The organism is Bacillota bacterium (assembly GCA_013178415.1).
Classification (GTDB): Bacteria; Bacillota; SHA-98; order Ch115; family Ch115; genus Ch115.
On record JABLXA010000001.1, the window covers coordinates 237,127 to 254,287 of the forward strand.

The 17,161-nt window shown below is 51.2% G+C and carries 12 protein-coding genes; 10 read left to right on the forward strand and 2 right to left on the reverse strand.

Annotated features, from left to right (window positions below):
• Positions 1–57 precede the first annotated feature (57 nt).
• From tig to HPY52_01195, 9 genes are all read left to right on the forward strand, one after another.
• Positions 58–1,341, forward strand: coding sequence for a trigger factor (gene tig / locus HPY52_01155; protein NPV78873.1), 1,284 nt, complete (start codon positions 58–60; stop codon positions 1,339–1,341).
• 80 nt (positions 1,342–1,421) lie between these two features.
• Positions 1,422–2,009 carry an ATP-dependent Clp endopeptidase proteolytic subunit ClpP gene (clpP, locus tag HPY52_01160; protein ID NPV78874.1) on the forward strand — a complete coding sequence of 196 codons (588 nt, stop codon included), beginning with the start codon at positions 1,422–1,424 and terminating at the stop codon, positions 2,007–2,009.
• 15 nt (positions 2,010–2,024) lie between these two features.
• A complete protein-coding gene (gene clpX / locus HPY52_01165) occupies positions 2,025–3,290 on the forward strand; it encodes an ATP-dependent Clp protease ATP-binding subunit ClpX (GenBank protein ID NPV78875.1) in 1,266 nt (421 codons plus the stop codon).
• 151 nt (positions 3,291–3,441) lie between these two features.
• Positions 3,442–5,139, forward strand: coding sequence for an ATP-dependent protease LonB (lonB, locus tag HPY52_01170; GenBank protein ID NPV78876.1), 1,698 nt, complete (start codon positions 3,442–3,444; stop codon positions 5,137–5,139).
• Positions 5,140–5,370: 231 nt separating this feature from the next.
• Complete coding sequence (gene lon / locus HPY52_01175) at positions 5,371–7,848, forward strand: endopeptidase La (protein ID NPV78877.1); 2,478 nt, start codon at positions 5,371–5,373, stop codon at positions 7,846–7,848.
• 58 nt (positions 7,849–7,906) lie between these two features.
• Entirely contained in the window at positions 7,907–8,146 is a 240-nt protein-coding gene (locus tag HPY52_01180) for a DUF1540 domain-containing protein (protein NPV78878.1), read from the forward strand.
• A gap of 152 nt (positions 8,147–8,298) precedes the next feature.
• A complete protein-coding gene (locus tag HPY52_01185; GenBank protein ID NPV78879.1) occupies positions 8,299–8,763 on the forward strand; it encodes a transcriptional repressor in 465 nt (154 codons plus the stop codon).
• A 57-nt stretch (positions 8,764–8,820) separates the two neighbouring features.
• Positions 8,821–10,977, forward strand: a complete 2,157-nt coding sequence (gene feoB / locus HPY52_01190) for a ferrous iron transport protein B (GenBank protein ID NPV78880.1) — start codon at positions 8,821–8,823, stop codon at positions 10,975–10,977.
• Positions 10,974–11,213, forward strand: coding sequence for a ferrous iron transport protein A (locus HPY52_01195; protein ID NPV78881.1), 240 nt, complete (start codon positions 10,974–10,976; stop codon positions 11,211–11,213). Before feoB ends, HPY52_01195 begins: the two co-directional genes overlap by 4 nt.
• 141 nt (positions 11,214–11,354) lie before the next feature.
• Here the strand turns inward: HPY52_01195 and HPY52_01200 are convergent, their stop codons facing one another.
• Positions 11,355–12,251, reverse strand: a complete 897-nt coding sequence (locus tag HPY52_01200) for a hypothetical protein (protein NPV78882.1) — start codon at positions 12,249–12,251, stop codon at positions 11,355–11,357.
• Positions 12,252–12,474: 223 nt separating this feature from the next.
• Here HPY52_01200 and HPY52_01205 point away from each other — a divergent pair, with 223 nt between their 5' ends.
• A complete protein-coding gene (locus HPY52_01205) occupies positions 12,475–16,107 on the forward strand; it encodes a UvrD-helicase domain-containing protein (protein NPV78883.1) in 3,633 nt (1,210 codons plus the stop codon).
• A 161-nt stretch (positions 16,108–16,268) separates the two neighbouring features.
• Here the strand turns inward: HPY52_01205 and HPY52_01210 are convergent, their stop codons facing one another.
• A complete protein-coding gene (locus tag HPY52_01210) occupies positions 16,269–16,577 on the reverse strand; it encodes an AbrB/MazE/SpoVT family DNA-binding domain-containing protein (protein NPV78884.1) in 309 nt (102 codons plus the stop codon).
• Positions 16,578–17,161 lie beyond the last annotated feature (584 nt).

A 17,161-nucleotide genomic window follows, 5' to 3' on the forward strand; every position in this document is an offset into this window, starting at 1 on the left:
CAGAAAGCCTGTGCAATACATGCGGTTTTGCCTTGAGTCTTGGAAGAGGTGGGATAATTGAAAACAAGCGTGGAAAAACTAGAAGGAAATATCGTCAAGCTCGAGATCGAGGTGCCAGAAGATGAGGTAGCCAGGGCTCTTGAGGAAGCTTACAAGCGTATATCCAAGAACGTGAAGATCAATGGCTTCCGCAAAGGGCGGGTCCCGCGCAAGATCCTGGAGTTGCGGTTAGGTAAAGAGGCCATTCACCAGGAAGCGGTGGAGATCCTCGTTCCCAGCTCTTATCAAAAGGCAGTGGCTGAGAGTGATCTCCGACCTATTGACAGTCCGAAGATCGATGTAACCCAGCTTGAGGAGGGGGGTCCCTACAAGTTCACCGCCACTGTGCAGGTGATGCCAGAGGTGGACCCGGGGGATTATAAGTCCGTCAAGGTGGAAAAGAAGGTCCCGCCTGAGATCAAGGACGAGGATGTTGATTTAGCCATTCAGTCGCTCCGTGAACAGCGCGCTAAATTTGAGAAGATAGATAGAGACGCCCTGCAGGAGGGAGACTATGCAGTGGTGGATGCCGTAGCATATGTGGACGGCACGGAAGTAGATGATCTTACCAGGAGGCATCTTCTGGTGGAGGCTGGCAAGTCTGGTTCCCTGATCGGTTTTGAGGAAGTGCTACCAGGCATGGGCGCGGGAGAGACGAAAACAATACAGGTAGAAGGAAGTAAGACCGGAAATCCAAAATATGCAGACAAGACCATTTCGTATGAAGTCACTGTCAAGGAGATTATGCAAAAGGTTCTACCTGAGTTGAATGATGAGTTCGTCAAGGAAGTTTCTGGAGCCTCGTCAGTAGATGAATTTAAAAACGAGATTAGGTCAAGACTGGAAAAGATAGCTTCTGATCGGGCGACAAATGAAATGAGATCTGAGATATTGAAAAAGGTGACGGAAATCGCTAAGGTCGACGTGCCCGATGTTCTGGCGAACCGTCGCATCGATGCCATGATCGACGAGATGAGGCAAAGCCTGGAGATGCAAGGAATGACATTGGAATCTTACCTTGAAGCCACTTCTACCAACCTGGAGGCAATCCGCGAACGTTTCAAGGAGGCCGCGACAGAAGAGGTCAAGGTGGATCTAGTACTAGATGCCATAGCCAAGGCAGAAGGAATCGAGGCAACCGACGACGAAGTAAATGACGAAATGCAGCAATTGGCCAGGAGCGCCAGGAGAGAACCTTCAGAACTCAGAAATATCCTTGGGGAAGAGGGAGTAAGTTCCATAAGGCGTTCAATAGAGAGACGAAAGACGATCAACAGGCTGATAGAGCTGTGTACGGTCTGAAATCCTGGTTTTCCCGGGATGCTTTCCAGACAGATTAGGCGTATAATTAAGATTAGGGGAAGAGCTGAGGAGGGCGAGTGATGAGTCTTATCCCTATAGTGGTTGAGCAAACAGGGCGGGGTGAACGTGCATACGATATCTACTCTCGTTTACTTAAGGACAGAATTGTCTTTGTTGGCGGACCCATTACAGATGACTTGGCCAATGTGGTGATCGCCCAACTCTTATTCTTACAGGGAGAGGATCCTGAGAAGGATATAAACCTCTATATCAACAGTCCGGGAGGGTCTGTGACGGCGGGGCTGGCTATATATGATACAATGCAGTACATAAAGCCTGATGTAGCTACTACCTGCATCGGGATGGCCGCTAGTATGGGAGCTATTTTGCTCGCAGCTGGCGCCAAGGGCAAGCGTTATGCGCTTCCTTATTCACGGATAATGATCCACCAGCCTGCTGGCGGGACTCAGGGCCCCGCTACCGATATAGAAATCCATGCGCGAGAAATCAAGCGGATCAAGGAGATTGCCCATAGCATCCTCGCGAAACATACAGGGCAGCCAGTGGAAAAAGTTGCCCGAGATACTGAAAGGGATTTCTTCATGTCGGCGGAGGAGGCAAAGGAATACGGCATAGTAGATGAGATCTTCCGTGGAAAGAAGAAGTAGTAGAGGGGTGATTCCATGTTTAAGTTCAGCGACGACAAGGGCCAATTAAAATGCTCCTTCTGCGGCAAAGTCCAAGATCAGGTCAAGAAACTCATAGCAGGTCCTGGCGTCTATATTTGTGATGAATGTATCGAGCTATGCAATGAGATTATCGCAGAAGAGCTAGGCGAGGAAGTTGACGTTGAACTGGGAAACATCCCCAAGCCTAAGGAAATCAAGGATATCCTGGATCAATATGTCATAGGGCAGGAAGAGGCAAAGCGAACTCTATCTGTCGCCGTATACAACCATTACAAGCGGATAAATTCCGGCGTAAGAATGGATGACGTTGAGCTCCAGAAGAGCAACATCCTCCTCCTGGGGCCTACGGGCGTCGGCAAGACCTTACTGGCTCAAACTCTGGCCAAGATTCTAAATGTACCATTTGCCATTGCGGATGCGACATCTTTGACTGAGGCGGGTTACGTCGGCGAGGATGTAGAGAATATTCTCCTCAAGCTCATACAGGCCGCGGATTATGATGTGGAGAAGGCTGAAAAGGGCATTGTCTATATAGATGAGGTAGACAAAATCGCACGAAAGTCCGAGAATCCCTCTATTACGCGGGATGTCTCCGGGGAGGGCGTGCAGCAGGCGTTGCTGAAGATCCTGGAGGGCACCATCGCAAGTGTCCCACCCCAGGGAGGGCGCAAGCACCCTCATCAGGAATTCATTCAGATCGATACCACTAACATATTGTTCATATGTGGCGGAGCCTTTGAGGGTCTCGAGAAGATAATCCAGAATCGCACCGGCAAGATGGCCATAGGCTTTGGGGCCGAGGTAAAACCCAAGATCGACCTGAAGGTCGGGGATATCTTGAGGCAGGTTCTGCCAGAAGATCTTCTAAAGTTTGGACTTATCCCGGAGTTCATAGGAAGGCTTCCGATAGTGGTGCCCCTCGATGCGCTGGATGAGGAGGCTCTGGTCAAGATCCTCACGGTGCCTAAGAATGCGCTTGTCAAGCAATACAAGAGGATCTTCGAGATGGATGGCGTCGAGCTCGAATTTACTCAGGACGCTCTTATAGCCATCGCCAAGAAGGCGATAAAGCGCCAGACCGGGGCTCGCGGGTTGCGTTCCATAATCGAAAAGATCATGTTGAATGTCATGTATGAGGTTCCTTCTCGTAGTGATGTCAAGAAATGTGTGGTAACTCGGGAAGTAGTCGAAGGCCTTGCCGAACCGACTCTTGTGCTGGCAGAGAAGAAAGGCGCTCGCAAGAAAGAAGAGACTGCCTGATTCCCTGAAGGCGCCGGATGGGCCCGGCTATGGTGACGCCGGGAGGGCCGCCGAAACTGGATTTGAACATGACCATCCCTTTACCACGCCATAAACCATTCCCTCAGTGGACATACTAGGTTAGAGACTTGGGTTCGGGGGGTTTGTGGCTATGGACTTCACCTCAAGCATGGTGGGGATGGTTAGTTTTTTCTTTACCGTGATCATTGGGCTATATTTCTGGAATCTGTTGCGCGGCCAGCAAACTTCGCGTACTTCCATAGAAAAGGAATCGAGGAAGGAGATAGAGAGACTCAGATATCTCAGAAGCATTTCCTTGTCAGAACCCTTATCTGAAATGACCAGGCCGGCGAGACTGTCAGAGATCGTGGGCCAAGAAGAAGGCATCAAGGCGTTACGCGCGGCCCTTTGCGGGCCTAACCCCCAACACGTGATCATATATGGACCTCCTGGAGTCGGAAAGACGGCTGCGGCGCGGGTGATCCTGGAGGAAGCAAAGAAGAATCCCCTCTCGCCCTTTCGAGATTCGGCGAAATTCGTGGAAATGGATGCTACCACTGCGCGTTTCGATGATAGGGGGATTGCCGACCCGCTCATTGGATCGGTCCATGATCCAATCTACCAGGGCGCAGGTCCCCTTGGGATCGCCGGAATTCCGCAGCCGAAGCCAGGGGCCGTTACCAAGGCGCATGGTGGAATATTGTTCATTGATGAGATAGGCGAACTTCATCCGATACAAATGAATAAGCTTCTCAAGGTGCTAGAAGATCGGAAGGTCTTTCTAGAGAGCGCGTATTACAACTCTGAAGACCCTAACATCCCGGCTCATATTCATGATATCTTCCAAAACGGACTACCTGCCGATTTCAGGCTCGTAGGGGCTACGACCCGAATGCCTCACGAAATCCCGCAGGCCATACGATCGCGCTGCGTTGAGGTCTTCTTCAGGAGTTTAACTCCAGATGAGATCGAGAAAATAGTGTTGAATGCAGCCAGGAAGGCTAGATTTGATCTCTTGCCCAAGGCAGTAGAAGTCATCAAACGTTATGCGACCAATGGAAGAGATGCGGTGAATATCCTTCAACTGGCCGGAGGTATGGCTCTGACAGAGGGGAGAAATCGGATAGAACAAGCAGACGTAGAATGGGTGGTAAATACTGGCCAATTCTCCCCTAGGGCAGAAAGGAAGATCCCTGATGCCCCTCAGGTTGGCTATGTAAATGGTTTGGCTGTGGTGGGGGCAAATATCGGAATTCTTCTCGAGGTGGAAGTCACTGCTATTCCAGTAGAAAAAGGCTGCGGAAATGTAATAACCACTGGGTTTATTGATGAAGAAGAGTTTGGTGAGGCGGGGAGGGTCAGCAAGAGGAAGAGCACGGCGAAGGGGTCTGTTGATAATGTCATGACCGTGCTGCGAAAATACCTTTGCTGCGATCCCCGGGACTATGATGTTCATATCAACTTTCCCGGAGGGGTGCCGGTCGATGGACCGTCTGCCGGGATCGCCCTAGCTACTGCCATCTATTCAGCTATAACCAATGAGCCAATTGACAATCGGGTGGCCATGACGGGTGAACTGTCGATTCGCGGGCTTGTGAGGCCGGTGGGGGGTATCGTGCCGAAGGTCGAAGCCGCTCTGAAGGCTGGAGCCAAAAGGATAATCATACCTAAAGAAAATTGGCAGGAGATATTTAGGAAAATTGATTCAGCGGAGGTGATCCCCGTAGAAAGGGTAGAGGAGGCAGTAAGCCTCGCTTTGGTGAATCAGATGTTGTATGCCAGGAAGTCTCTCCCGATTTCCATGCCTCAAACACGAAGATTAGGAAATGGCCAGATCGCCCAGGTCTAAGACTGGGAAACCTCGCAAATTACCTTTCGACTGCTCAATATTGCATCCATTATTTAACATAAGCTCGGTGAAGGAATCACCCCGGTAGCCGAGAATACAGTATTAATAGGGAAAATCTCATTTTCCTTTCGGGGACCAGCTAGATTTCTCCGTCTTTACGTATCGGAAATGACTGTTATAATACTTGTATATTTCTTGTATGCAAATGGTAGCTGAGGAGGTGCGAAGCAGATGGCAATCGGACAGGTGGGAGAGGCAAGCTTCAGGGATGTGCTGCCACTGCTTCCTCTTAGAGGGGTCCTGGTTTTCCCATATATGACGATTCCACTGGAAGTTGGGCGTGACAGATCAGTCGGCGCTCTTGAAGACGCTATGATGAATGAAAGGCTCATCATGCTCGCGGCTCAGAAACAGGCACGAATCAACGAGCCGGCGCCCAGCGAAATCTATGAGATAGGAACGATTTCAGAGATAAAGCAGCTGGCCAAGCTGCCTGACGGGACGATTCGCATTCTCGTAGAGGGGATTATGAGGGCCAGGATCGAGGAATACGTCCAGCATGATCCATGCTATAAGGTACGGGTCGCGAGACTCGAGGAGGAAGTGGAGAAGACACCGGAGATTGAGGCATTGATGCGCACGGCGATCAATTCCTTTGAGCAATACGTGAAGCTGAGCAAAAGGATTCCGCCAGAGATTCTGTTGTCTGTCATGGGGATTGATGAACCGGGTAGGCTTGCTGATGATATAGCCTCTCATCTCCCGCTCAAGATGGAGGATAAGCAGGCAATTCTTCAAGCAGGATCACCCAGAATCCGCCTGGAGAAATTATGTACGATCTTGAGCAAAGAAATGGAGATACTGGAGATCGAGAGGAAGATACACGTCCGGGTGCGAAAGCAGATGGAGAAGACCCAGAAAGAATATTACCTCAGGGAGCAAATGAGGGCGATCCAGAAGGAGCTTGGGGAGAAGGACGAAAGGGCCGCTGAAGTTGAGGATTATCGAGATAAGATCGAGGCTGCGAAGCTGCCCAAGGACGTGGAAGAAAAGGTATTGAAAGAGCTAGATCGCCTGGAGAAGATGCCTCCTATGGTGGCGGAAGCTGTAGTTGTGAGGACCTATCTTGATTGGATCCTTGCTCTTCCGTGGTCTGTCAGGACCAAGGACACCATCGATGTGAAGGCTGCAAGGCAAATCCTCGATGAGGATCATTATGGTTTGGAAAAGGTGAAGGAAAGAATCCTTGAATATTTGGCTGTCAAGCAATTGACGAATAAGATGCGGGGGCCTATCCTCTGCCTTGTGGGGCCGCCAGGCGTAGGCAAGACGTCCCTCGGTAAATCCATAGCGAGAGCTCTTGGCCGGAAATTCGTGAGGTTCTCTCTTGGCGGGGTCAGGGATGAAGCAGAGATCCGTGGGCACAGGCGGACCTATGTTGGGGCGCTGCCTGGCAAGGTTATACAGGCTATGAGGCAGGCCGGGTCCAAGAATCCTGTTCTGCTCCTGGACGAAGTGGATAAAATGAGTTCGGACTTTCGAGGGGATCCGGCGGCGGCCTTGCTGGAAGTCCTGGATCCGGAGCAAAACTGCGCTTTCCAGGATCATTACCTCGAGATTCCATTCGACCTGTCCGAGGTAATGTTCATAACCACTGCAAATATAGCTCAGTCGATACCTAGACCTCTCTTAGATAGGATGGAGATGATCACCATCCCTGGTTACACCGAGGATGAAAAGCTCCAGATCGCCAAGCACTTCCTGGTGCCGAAAGAGATAAAGGAGCATGGTCTCGAAGACAATGGCCCCACCTTGACTGATGGTTGCATCCTCAAAGTGATAAGGGAATACACGAGAGAGGCCGGGGTAAGAAATCTAGAACGGGAGATTTCGGGCATCCTGCGCAAGGTGGCCCGCGAGGTGGTTGAGGGTCGGAGCGGTCATATCGAGATAACAGAGTCAGATGTGGAGAAATATCTTGGGATTTCAAAATACCATTATGGCACTGCTGAGATAGATGATAAGATAGGCGTAGCCACCGGCCTCGCGGTGACGGAGGTTGGCGGGGACATTTTATCCATAGAAGTATCTGTCATGAAAGGTAATGGCAAACTCACCCTTACCGGCAAGCTCGGCGAGGTCATGAGGGAGTCTGCTCAGGCTGCGTATACCTACGTCAGATCCCGCGCCAGGGAGCTAGGCATAAGCCCTTCTTTCCATGAAGACACGGATGTGCATATTCACATCCCTGAGGGAGCCATACCAAAGGATGGTCCATCAGCCGGGATTTCAATCGCTACAGCCCTTGCTTCAGCCCTATCCTTGAGGGCTGTACGCGGAGATCTCGCCATGACAGGGGAAATAACCCTGCGCGGTAGGGTGCTCCCTGTTGGCGGCATAAAGGAAAAGGTGCTGGCTGCACACAGGTCCGGGATCAGAATAGTGATCCTCCCGGAGGAGAATGAAAAGGACCTTGAGGAAATTCCTGAGAATGTCAGACAAGAGATGGAGTTCATCAAGGTGCGGCACATGGATCAGGTCCTTGACACGGCTCTTCGAGTCCCTGCCCTGCAGGGGGCCGATGATCAGAATGCGGAGGAAGATTCTGGGCTTGAAGATTACGGTGGCAAACCTGATCCGGGCATGTCGATAATACCCATGGTAGAGGTCAATCTGCCTCCTGCCTGCTATGGCAACAAGGGGGCATGAATATCCGGAATAAAGTTCGGCATTGTGGGTCAGGCTTTACTCTGGAGGTGATAAGAGTATGGCCAAACCAAAGCCGGATGTAAGATGCTCGGTTGATACGTGTGAATATTGGGGCTCGGGCGATGTCTGTAATGCAGAAGCCATCCATGTCCAGCATAACTCCCCGGTTGGTACGGGGGGACGCATGGAAATAGGGGAGATTGGTGAGATAAAGGCATCCACGTCTGAAGAGACATGTTGCAGGACATTTAAGCCTAAAGCTGGTGGGACTCAGAGAATGGCAAGGAAGAAACTGTAGAAAGATTTATTTTGGTATAGGCCCCGTCCGCCGTCGGTCATTTAGCCGGCGGCAGCGGGGTTTTTTATTTTCGTCGCGGGGTCTTGAAAATGGACTTCCATTATTGCATAATGATATTGAGAATCATTCTCAATATATTTGGGGGAAAGGTCATGGTAAATCGAGATTTTCGGCGTGAAGTGGACCGCGCTAAGGATCGCATGTCTGACAAGGCGCTCCGCGTTACACCAGAACGTGAAGCCGTCCTAGAGGTCTTGGTCGAGCGTATGGGGACTCACCCAAGCGCTGAGGATATCTATCTCAGCACTATGAAGAGGCACCCTGGAATCGGGCTTGCGACCGTGTACCGGACTCTAGACGCGTTGGAGCGCATCGGCATTGTAGCGAAACTGGAATTTGGAGGCAATGGCAGCAGGTATGAACTCGTTTCTGAGATGGAGACGGGGCATTTCCACCATCACCTGATATGCCTTGGCTGCGGCAAGATAATCGAATTTAACCAGGACCTTTTGGAGAATCTCGAGGATACGATACAGAAGCGTACGGGTTTTTCTATCACTGATCATAGCCTGAGATTCTATGGTTACTGCGCTGATTGCAGCAGGGAAGCCAGTTGAATGTATACCGATAAAGCCGCGTAATCGCCGAACTTGCCAGACGGAGAGGGAAGGCATATGACCGGAGGGATTGGGACCAGGGACATCAGGATAGGCACTCGCCCTGATTCAGTCACCAAATCAGGGCGTGGCGGACGTTGGCGCTGGCGCCACCGTCACGGGGCTTTCTCGCAACAGGGCGATGGGTCGAGGAAAGCGTATAGGATCGCTCTGGTGGGCAGCCCCAATGTTGGGAAAAGTATGATCTTCAATCACCTTACGGGGCTATATGCCACGGTCTCAAATTACCCTGGAACCACGGTTGAGGTGTCAAGGGGGCATGCACGTATCGATGGATATATGATAGAGGTCATCGATACTCCAGGAGCCTATTCATTTGTGCCCATAACCGACGAAGAGAGAGTGACGCGGGATGTGCTGATCTCAGGCGGGCTCGATCTAGTTCTTCATGTTGTAGATGCCAGAAACATCTCGAGGATGCTCAATTTCACCTTCCAGTTGATAGAGGCAGGTCTCCCCGTAATGCTGGTGATCAACATGATGGACGAGGCCGAGAGGGCTGGCCTGAATCTGGATATGGATGAGCTTCAGAGAAGGCTCGGGATCCCCGTTGTTGGAACAGCCTCGATAACTGGGGCAGGGATCGACAGACTGAGGAATGTTATAGCGGCACAGCTGGGATATGTAGAAAGGGCTGATTCCCGTGCCCAGGGTGGTGCTATGGCTCATGCTAATCCCGAGTCCCGGCCCGGCGATGGCGCCAGAATTGTGACCTACACCAGGGAAATAGAGCGGATGCTCGAAGAACTCACATCAAGGCTGCAAGCAGCCTACCCGGTATCAAGGAGGATGATGGGCCTGCTGGCCATCCAACAGGATCCGTGGGCGATTTCCATGATCCGTAAGCTTGAGCCTCAGGGGGCTGATCTCGGGAATCTAGCAGGAAATCTTGCATCTAGCTATCAGGAGAGATCCGGCCAGCTTGTTGGATATTCCATTACCCTTAGACGGCAGGCCGAGGTCAACCGCATTTTGAGGGGGATCATCTCGGGATCCAGAGTGAGACGAGATCGGCTTGCGGCTTATTTGAGCAGGATCACCATAAATCCCATCACTGGCGTGCCGTTCCTCATTATCGTGATGTACCTTGTGTTCTATAAATTCGTGGGTCAGTTTGGAGCCGGCACACTGGTGGATTTCATCGAGGATCGGGTATTTGGGCATGTGATAAACCCGTGGGTTGAGGATTTCGTTCATGCATACATTCCATTTGAATCAATGCGTCTTTTGATAGCCGGTGATTATGGAGTCGTGACCCTGGGATTACGATATGCCATAGCCATTGTTCTTCCCATCGTGGGCACCTTTTTCCTGGCCTTTTCCATCATTGAGGATTCCGGCTATCTCCCACGGCTGGCGATGCTATCCGACCGGGTGTTAAAGATGGTGGGGCTCAGTGGAAGGGCTATAGTGCCGCTCACCCTGGGTTTGGGATGCGATACGATGGCTACCATTGTCACCAGGACTCTAGAGACCGAACGAGAGAGAATAATCGCGACTTTTCTCATGGCCCTTGCGATTCCCTGTTCAGCTCAATTGGGGGTGATCATGGGGCTGCTTGCTCATCATCCGGGGGCGCTTCTAGTATGGCTGGTATTTACCATCAGCGCTTTCGGACTAAGTGGATGGCTCCTTTCAAGGATGCTGCCTGGCAGCGCGCCTGAATTCTACATGGAACTGCCGCCTCTCAGGATTCCTCATATGGGAAACATCCTGAAGAAGACCTTTGCCCGGATGAAATGGTACTTTTTTGAGGTAATACCCATCTTCGTCTTGGCCAGCGTCCTGATATGGGCCGGGAAGCTTACGGGGGTCTTCGATATGGCGATACATGCTCTAGAACCTTTGATGCGGGGTATAGGGCTCCCGCCCCAGGCAGCCACCGCTTTCTTGTTTGGATTCTTCAGGCGTGATTATGGAGCCGCTGGTCTATTCGATCTTGACCAGGGGGGACTTCTTACGCCGCGGCAGCTCGTAGTCGCGGCCATCACTCTGACCCTGTTCATTCCTTGTGTAGCGCAGTTCTCCATCATGATAAAGGAACGTGGATTCAAGGTGGCTATGGCGATTTCCGCGGCGGTATTCGCTCTGGCTTTTATATGTGGCTTTTTGGTGAATAACATACTGATTTTTTTGGGAGTGACTTTCACATGAAAGCGACCCTTTGCCAGATGCGGCCTGGTGAAGAAGCCATGGTAATAGAGATTCGAACCAATGATGAAAAGCATCTGCGAAAACTTGCGGCGATGGGGCTTCTCCCTGGGGCGATGGTCACTCTGATACAGAGGCTCCCGGCGTGCGTCTTCCGGGTAGGAGAAAGCGAGTTCGCCTGCGATGACAATATAGCCAGAATGGTGGCGGTCGAACGCCGGGGCCACAGGATTGCGTAGGTCAGGCTGGCCATGGTGCGGATCGCGGGCGTGCGTAACACATCTGGCGGTCAGCTAAGAAATTCCCATGCTAGATAGTCAGGCAGACCTGAACCCAGGAGAGTGTCAGGACCTAGGGGATGGCGTCAGGTATGCATGAATCTATTGTGCCGTGGCATGTCGCTTTGCTCCGGTCTCCAGCGCCTCCATGGCGAAGGCCAGAAAGATCCCGATCATCAATCCCAGCATGCCTGCCACAGCGATATTCAGCAATTTTCTAGGGGCCACAGGCTTCTCGGGGGGCCTGGCTACTGACAACACCCGCACAAACATCTGGGAATCAGCTTTTAAGAGATCGGCTCTGGCCTGCATGTCGTGGAGTTCAAGCCTGTAGTTGTTGATTCTGCTCAATAGGTCTTGGTATACAGGGTTTGGCTCTTCCGACTTGATCTGGATCGAGGATAAGCCATGTATTCCGCGCCCTGTGGCGCTCTTTGCCGCCTCATAGGCCAGGGGCTCATCCACTAGAGCGCGCTTCAATTCAATAGTGGGCTTTTGTTTCGAGATCTCGGCGGTAGCCGTATCGAGAGCTGCCTCCTTCAGACGGATTGCCCCGGAGAGGTCGTGGAGCTTCAAGGCATTGACCCTTGTCACGAAAAGGCGCGCCCAGGCATTTGCGATTTTGCTGGCCTCTTCAGCAGATTCTCTCTTGACTGACAGCCTGAGGATGTTGGTATCCTTTATCAAGGTGGCCGAGGCTGAGGCCTTCAGCTCTTCCTCTGATATGTCAAGTTTGAGATCGTCGATGATGGCCCTTCGTAGAGCCACCCCATTCAAAATATTGAGATAGGTATCCAGGGACCATGCGGGGGTTCCCTCGCCGCCTTGGTCCTGCACCATTATGGATGTTGACGCCTCAAACACCGGCGGCAGCACAAAAAAGCTGATAGCGGCACTAGCGGCTACCGCTGCTGCGAATATGATCATGATCAGACTGAACCTCTTTCTCAATACAATCCAATAATCCCATAAGTCAATTTCATCGAATTCATCCGGCAATGTAGGTATCCCCCTTGGCCAACATTAAGTAAGGGCACATCAATTTCCGCCACTATTCGACCCCTATTTCTACGCCCACAGACGATTTTCCTGCCATGACAGGATATTTCCCGAAATTGGATTTACATGAAAGATCCTGTTACGATCTGCAGATATTAATTGTCCATATATCAGTTTATCTTTTTTCTGGTATACTCTTGGTGAAGGCAGGAGGCAGTCGGGAATGAGATTTATTGCGGATTTGCATGTGCACTCTAGATATTCACGGGCCACCAGCAAGGAAGGCGACCCTGAGAATTTGTTCAGATGGGCTGGATATAAAGGTGTTACGGTAGTGGGCTCCGGGGATTTCACCCATCCGGCCTGGCGAAGCGAGCTGAGGGACAAGCTGGAGCCTGCGGAGGAAGGGCTCTATGTCCTCAAGCCAGATCTTGAAGCCCATATCCTTCGCGAAGATCCGATTCTGGCAAACCTCGCCTCGAATTCTCTATATATGCCGACGTCACCCGGCAGGGGACATGGGGCAGCCCCGTTGGTGAGATTCATAATCACAGGAGAGATAAGCACTATCTACAAAAAGAATGGAAGGACTCGGAAGATTCATCATCTAATAATCCTTCCAGGACTTGATTGGGCAGATAGACTCAGCGCCCGCCTTGAGGCGATAGGGAATATTCATTCTGATGGTCGTCCGATCCTGGGCCTGGATAGTAGGCATCTTTTGGAGCTGACTCTTGAGGTATGTCCTGAAGCCATCTTCATTCCCGCCCATATATGGACTCCGCACTTTTCGCTTTTTGGTTCTAATTCTGGATTTGACACCATCGAAGAGTGCTATGAGGATCTTGTGCCTTACATTGCGGCTGTAGAAACTGGGTTGTCGTCAGATCCGCCCATGAATTGGATGTCTTCGGCTCTCGATGGTTTTACCTTGGTATCCAATTCTGACGCCCATTCGCCGAAGAATTTAGCAAGAGAGGCGAATCTCTTTGACGCGGATTTATCTTATGAAGGTATGAGAGATGCATTATGCGCAAAGAAGACCGCATGGGCAAAAGGGGATTCAAAAAGGGAAGATTCGAAAGATGCAGAGCAGGACTCTAACCATTTTGTGGGTACGGTAGAATTCTTCCCCGAGGAAGGCCGGTACCATTATGATGGTCACAGGCAATGTCATGTCAGGTGGCATCCTAGGGAGACGCAGGCCCAAAATGGGATATGTCCCGTGTGTGGGCGAAAGGTCACCATAGGCGTTCTCAATAGGGTCTGGCAGCTTGCTGACCGCGAGGAAGGCATCGTCCCCCCGGCAGGCAGGCCTTATCACCGGCTCATTCCTTTGGAAGAACTCATTGCATCTAGTCTCGGTATCGGCGTTGGGTCCAAGCTGGTAGACAAGCAGTATTTCGATGTTTTGTCGAGGATAGGACCCGAGATCTCTGTCTTAATGGATGCCCCTGTGGAGGAAATAGCATCTGTCGCGGGCCCGTTGCTGGCAGAGGCCGTTCGCAGGGTAAGGGCTGGCAATGTTGATATAGAGCCAGGCTTTGATGGCGAATATGGCGTCATCCGGGTTATAAAGGATGAGGAGCGTGGGGTTCTGAAGGGACAATCTGCGCTATTCGAGATAAAGGGGGGAGAGGCAAGGCCGCGGCGGGACCGGGGGAATGGCCTTCCGAAGAATGAACTTCAGGAAGGCGCGCCCTTAGATTACAACAGGATCCAGAAGGATAAATCTGCTGTCATTTCAAACGGGCCGGCCTTATCCCGAGAGCAATCGAGGCAAAGGTTGAGTGGCAGGGAACAAGGGACGGATAATTTGCAGGAGGGGTTGAACGACAGGCAGATCGAGGCTGTAACGTGTGAAAACGGGCCAGTAGTCGTCATAGCAGGACCAGGCACCGGCAAGACAATGACCTTGACGCACCGCATCGCATATCTCATCAACAAACGGGGGATAGCGCCGGAGAATATCACAGCCGTAACCTTTACCAATAAAGCGGCAGAGGAAATGAGAGCCCGTTTAAACTCTTTGTTGAATGATCCCGAGATCGCCGGGCGGGTCAATTGCGGGACGTTTCACAGCATTTGCCTCGATATCTTGAGAAATCTGGGGATGGCAGATCTCCGTGTTCTGGACGAAGAGGATTCCCGTATGCTACTGGCCGAGGCACTGAGATCTACTTCGCGGGATCCAGGTGATCTGATGTCAGCTTTTACGAGTGGAGACGGGAAGGCCGGGGGACGACAGCTGCGCGAGATTCAGAGGAATATATCGCGTCTTAAGGGACGCTGGATCACCCCAGAAATTCAGCAACTCCGCGAGTTATGTCCGGATGACTCATCCTTTGAGATACTACAGGCTTACCATGAGCGGCTCGAATATTATCATGCTCTTGATTATGATGACATCCTGATCCGTGTGCTTCATACCATCTCTCAGGATCCATTGCCCGCGAGACTTATGGCCAGATTTCAGCATCTCCTGGTTGATGAGTTTCAGGATGTGAATGCTGTTCAATACGAACTCATCAAAAAGTGGGCTGGGGCTGGCGTAAACCTATTTGTGATCGGCGATCCGGACCAGGCCATCTACGGTTTTCGTGGCGCCGATCATCGTTTCTTTGGAAAGCTGGAGGAGGATTTCCACGGGGTCAAAAAGATCAGGCTCGATGTAAATTACCGCTCAACGCCGCAAATTCTAAGAGCCGCATCTGCGGTGATAAAGCATAATCAGGACCATGCAATTGAGAGTCTTCTATCTACAAGGAATGATGGGCCCAATATCAGGTATCTTGAATTGCCTGGCGAAGTGGCAGAGGGAATTGCAGTAGCCCGAGCGATATCAGCAGCCGTTGGCGGGACTACCATGCTGGAGGCTCATGGGCAAGGCGGCTCTCTTGGCAGATCGCGGAAGAATCCATCTGATCCTAAGGTAGAAAGGAGTTTTTCGGATTTTGCTATACTGGCGCGGACCAACGGCCAGATGAGTGTCTTGGAAAGATGCCTTTTGCAGCAAGGAATTCCATTTCGCGTGGTGGGAAGAGAAGATTATCTGAATTCCGATATAATCCGCTGGATGCTTTCCTTTCTGAGATGCGTCATAGACCCTGATGATGAATTTCACATAGCTAGGTGCCTAAAATTGTGGCCCTCTCTCAATGATTCGTGCTCAGGGGATGAAACGCCACAGGAATATGCCAGATCATTGCGGAGTGGGGTATATGGGGTGTCATCCGGATCCATGCCGGCGCCTTCGGGAGCTGAGCGGCCGGAAGTCGATGCTCTTAGGCGCATGGCGGCCAGATACCAGGAGCTTTCTCGCTCCCTCGCTCCTCACGACCTTATATTGCAGCTTGCTGATGAAGTCAGGCATGATCAGGACCAAGATGTAGAGCGCCTGGCTTGTCTTGCGGCGCGCCATTCCTCTCTCCATACACTAGTGGCGAGCATCTGCATGGGTGAGGAAGGGGATCTCGAGCGGCCTTTCAAGATCAACATGATGCCGGAATCGGTGACCCTCATGACCATCCATGCTTCCAAAGGGCTCGAATTTCCGGTGGTATTTGTGGCAGGCTTCGAGGATGGCATGATTCCTCTCATCAGGCCGGGGGATCATGCCGGGGGAGGAATGTGCGAGGAAGCTTTAGAAGAGGAACGACGTCTCTTTTATGTAGCCATGACCCGGGCGAGGGAGGAATTGATACTCCTGAGGGCGAAAAAGCGTCAAAGATTTGGCGAGCTGAAAGAGACTTTCATATCTCCTTTCTTCTCAGAGATTCCGGGGGATCTAGTTGAGAAGGAGGTGCCCCTAGATGGGCATAGACATGCCCCAAGACGTCAGCTGAGCCTTTTCTAAACCAAAGGATGAAGCTGACACAAGGATAGGTGAAACACTGGTGAATCATGGCGGAGCCGTTTAGCCCAGGCATGGGGTGTCTGGGTCTAGGTGGATGGAGGGGGCATTAGCCCCCTCGCCCCGGATTCGATCGATTTGATTATCGATTTGATTCAGGAAGATTACGATCCAAGGATTCTTGCCGATCCGAGTCTTACTGATGAATCTGACCCTTGCTCTTTGGTTTCGCATGAATTTTCGCCCACCGGAGAAGCTTGATGATCGACCGTGCTGGCATCCCCGGAGGCTGGCAGTACATCTGGTACCCACGACGATTCGTCGATTTTTCGGATGACTATGGCGTCTTTTTCCAACGAGAATTCAACAGAATCTAAAGGCTCAAGTCCAACGCTTTCGCGTATCTCTTTGGGTAAGAATATTCCCCCTCCACTCAATACTTTACAGAATCTGTAATTCATTCTGTGTTTCAAAGAGACGCCTCCTGTCCTTGAATCTACCCACCCCAACCAGACATGTACACCTTTTGGTAAACAGTGTTTTTTCCATTATACTCCTTATATGGGTAAATCAAAAGTTCAGTATTTGTCGTTTTGGAAATAGATTTCAACGATATGCCACCTAGGGGACGAAATGTCCAGTATTTCCCGAAATAGTCTATTCTAGACATTTGACCTTCGCATTAGCTCCTGATTTTTGTGTGTCATGGGTATTGCAAAGTACGGGGATTATATGATATAAATTTATATACACAATTGATCAGGTCTATCAGGTCTGATGGTTTATAAATTGGAGCAAAAGCATTGAACGGGAAAAGTAGCGGAAACGGAACATCCAAGAGAGTCGCGTGAAAGCTGCGAGCGCGATATGTTGCGTTTCAGTGAAGTTCTCCCGGGAGCTGTCAGCTGAACCTGCCCTCAATGGCATGAAGTAGGCGTGACCGGGGCTTTCGCCGTTACAAGAAAGCAGGCATAGATCTCTGTGCCTGTCAATGAGTGGGTTTCAGCTATTTTGCTATTGTCACGGGATGTGGCCACATAGTGCCTCCTCTGCTAGC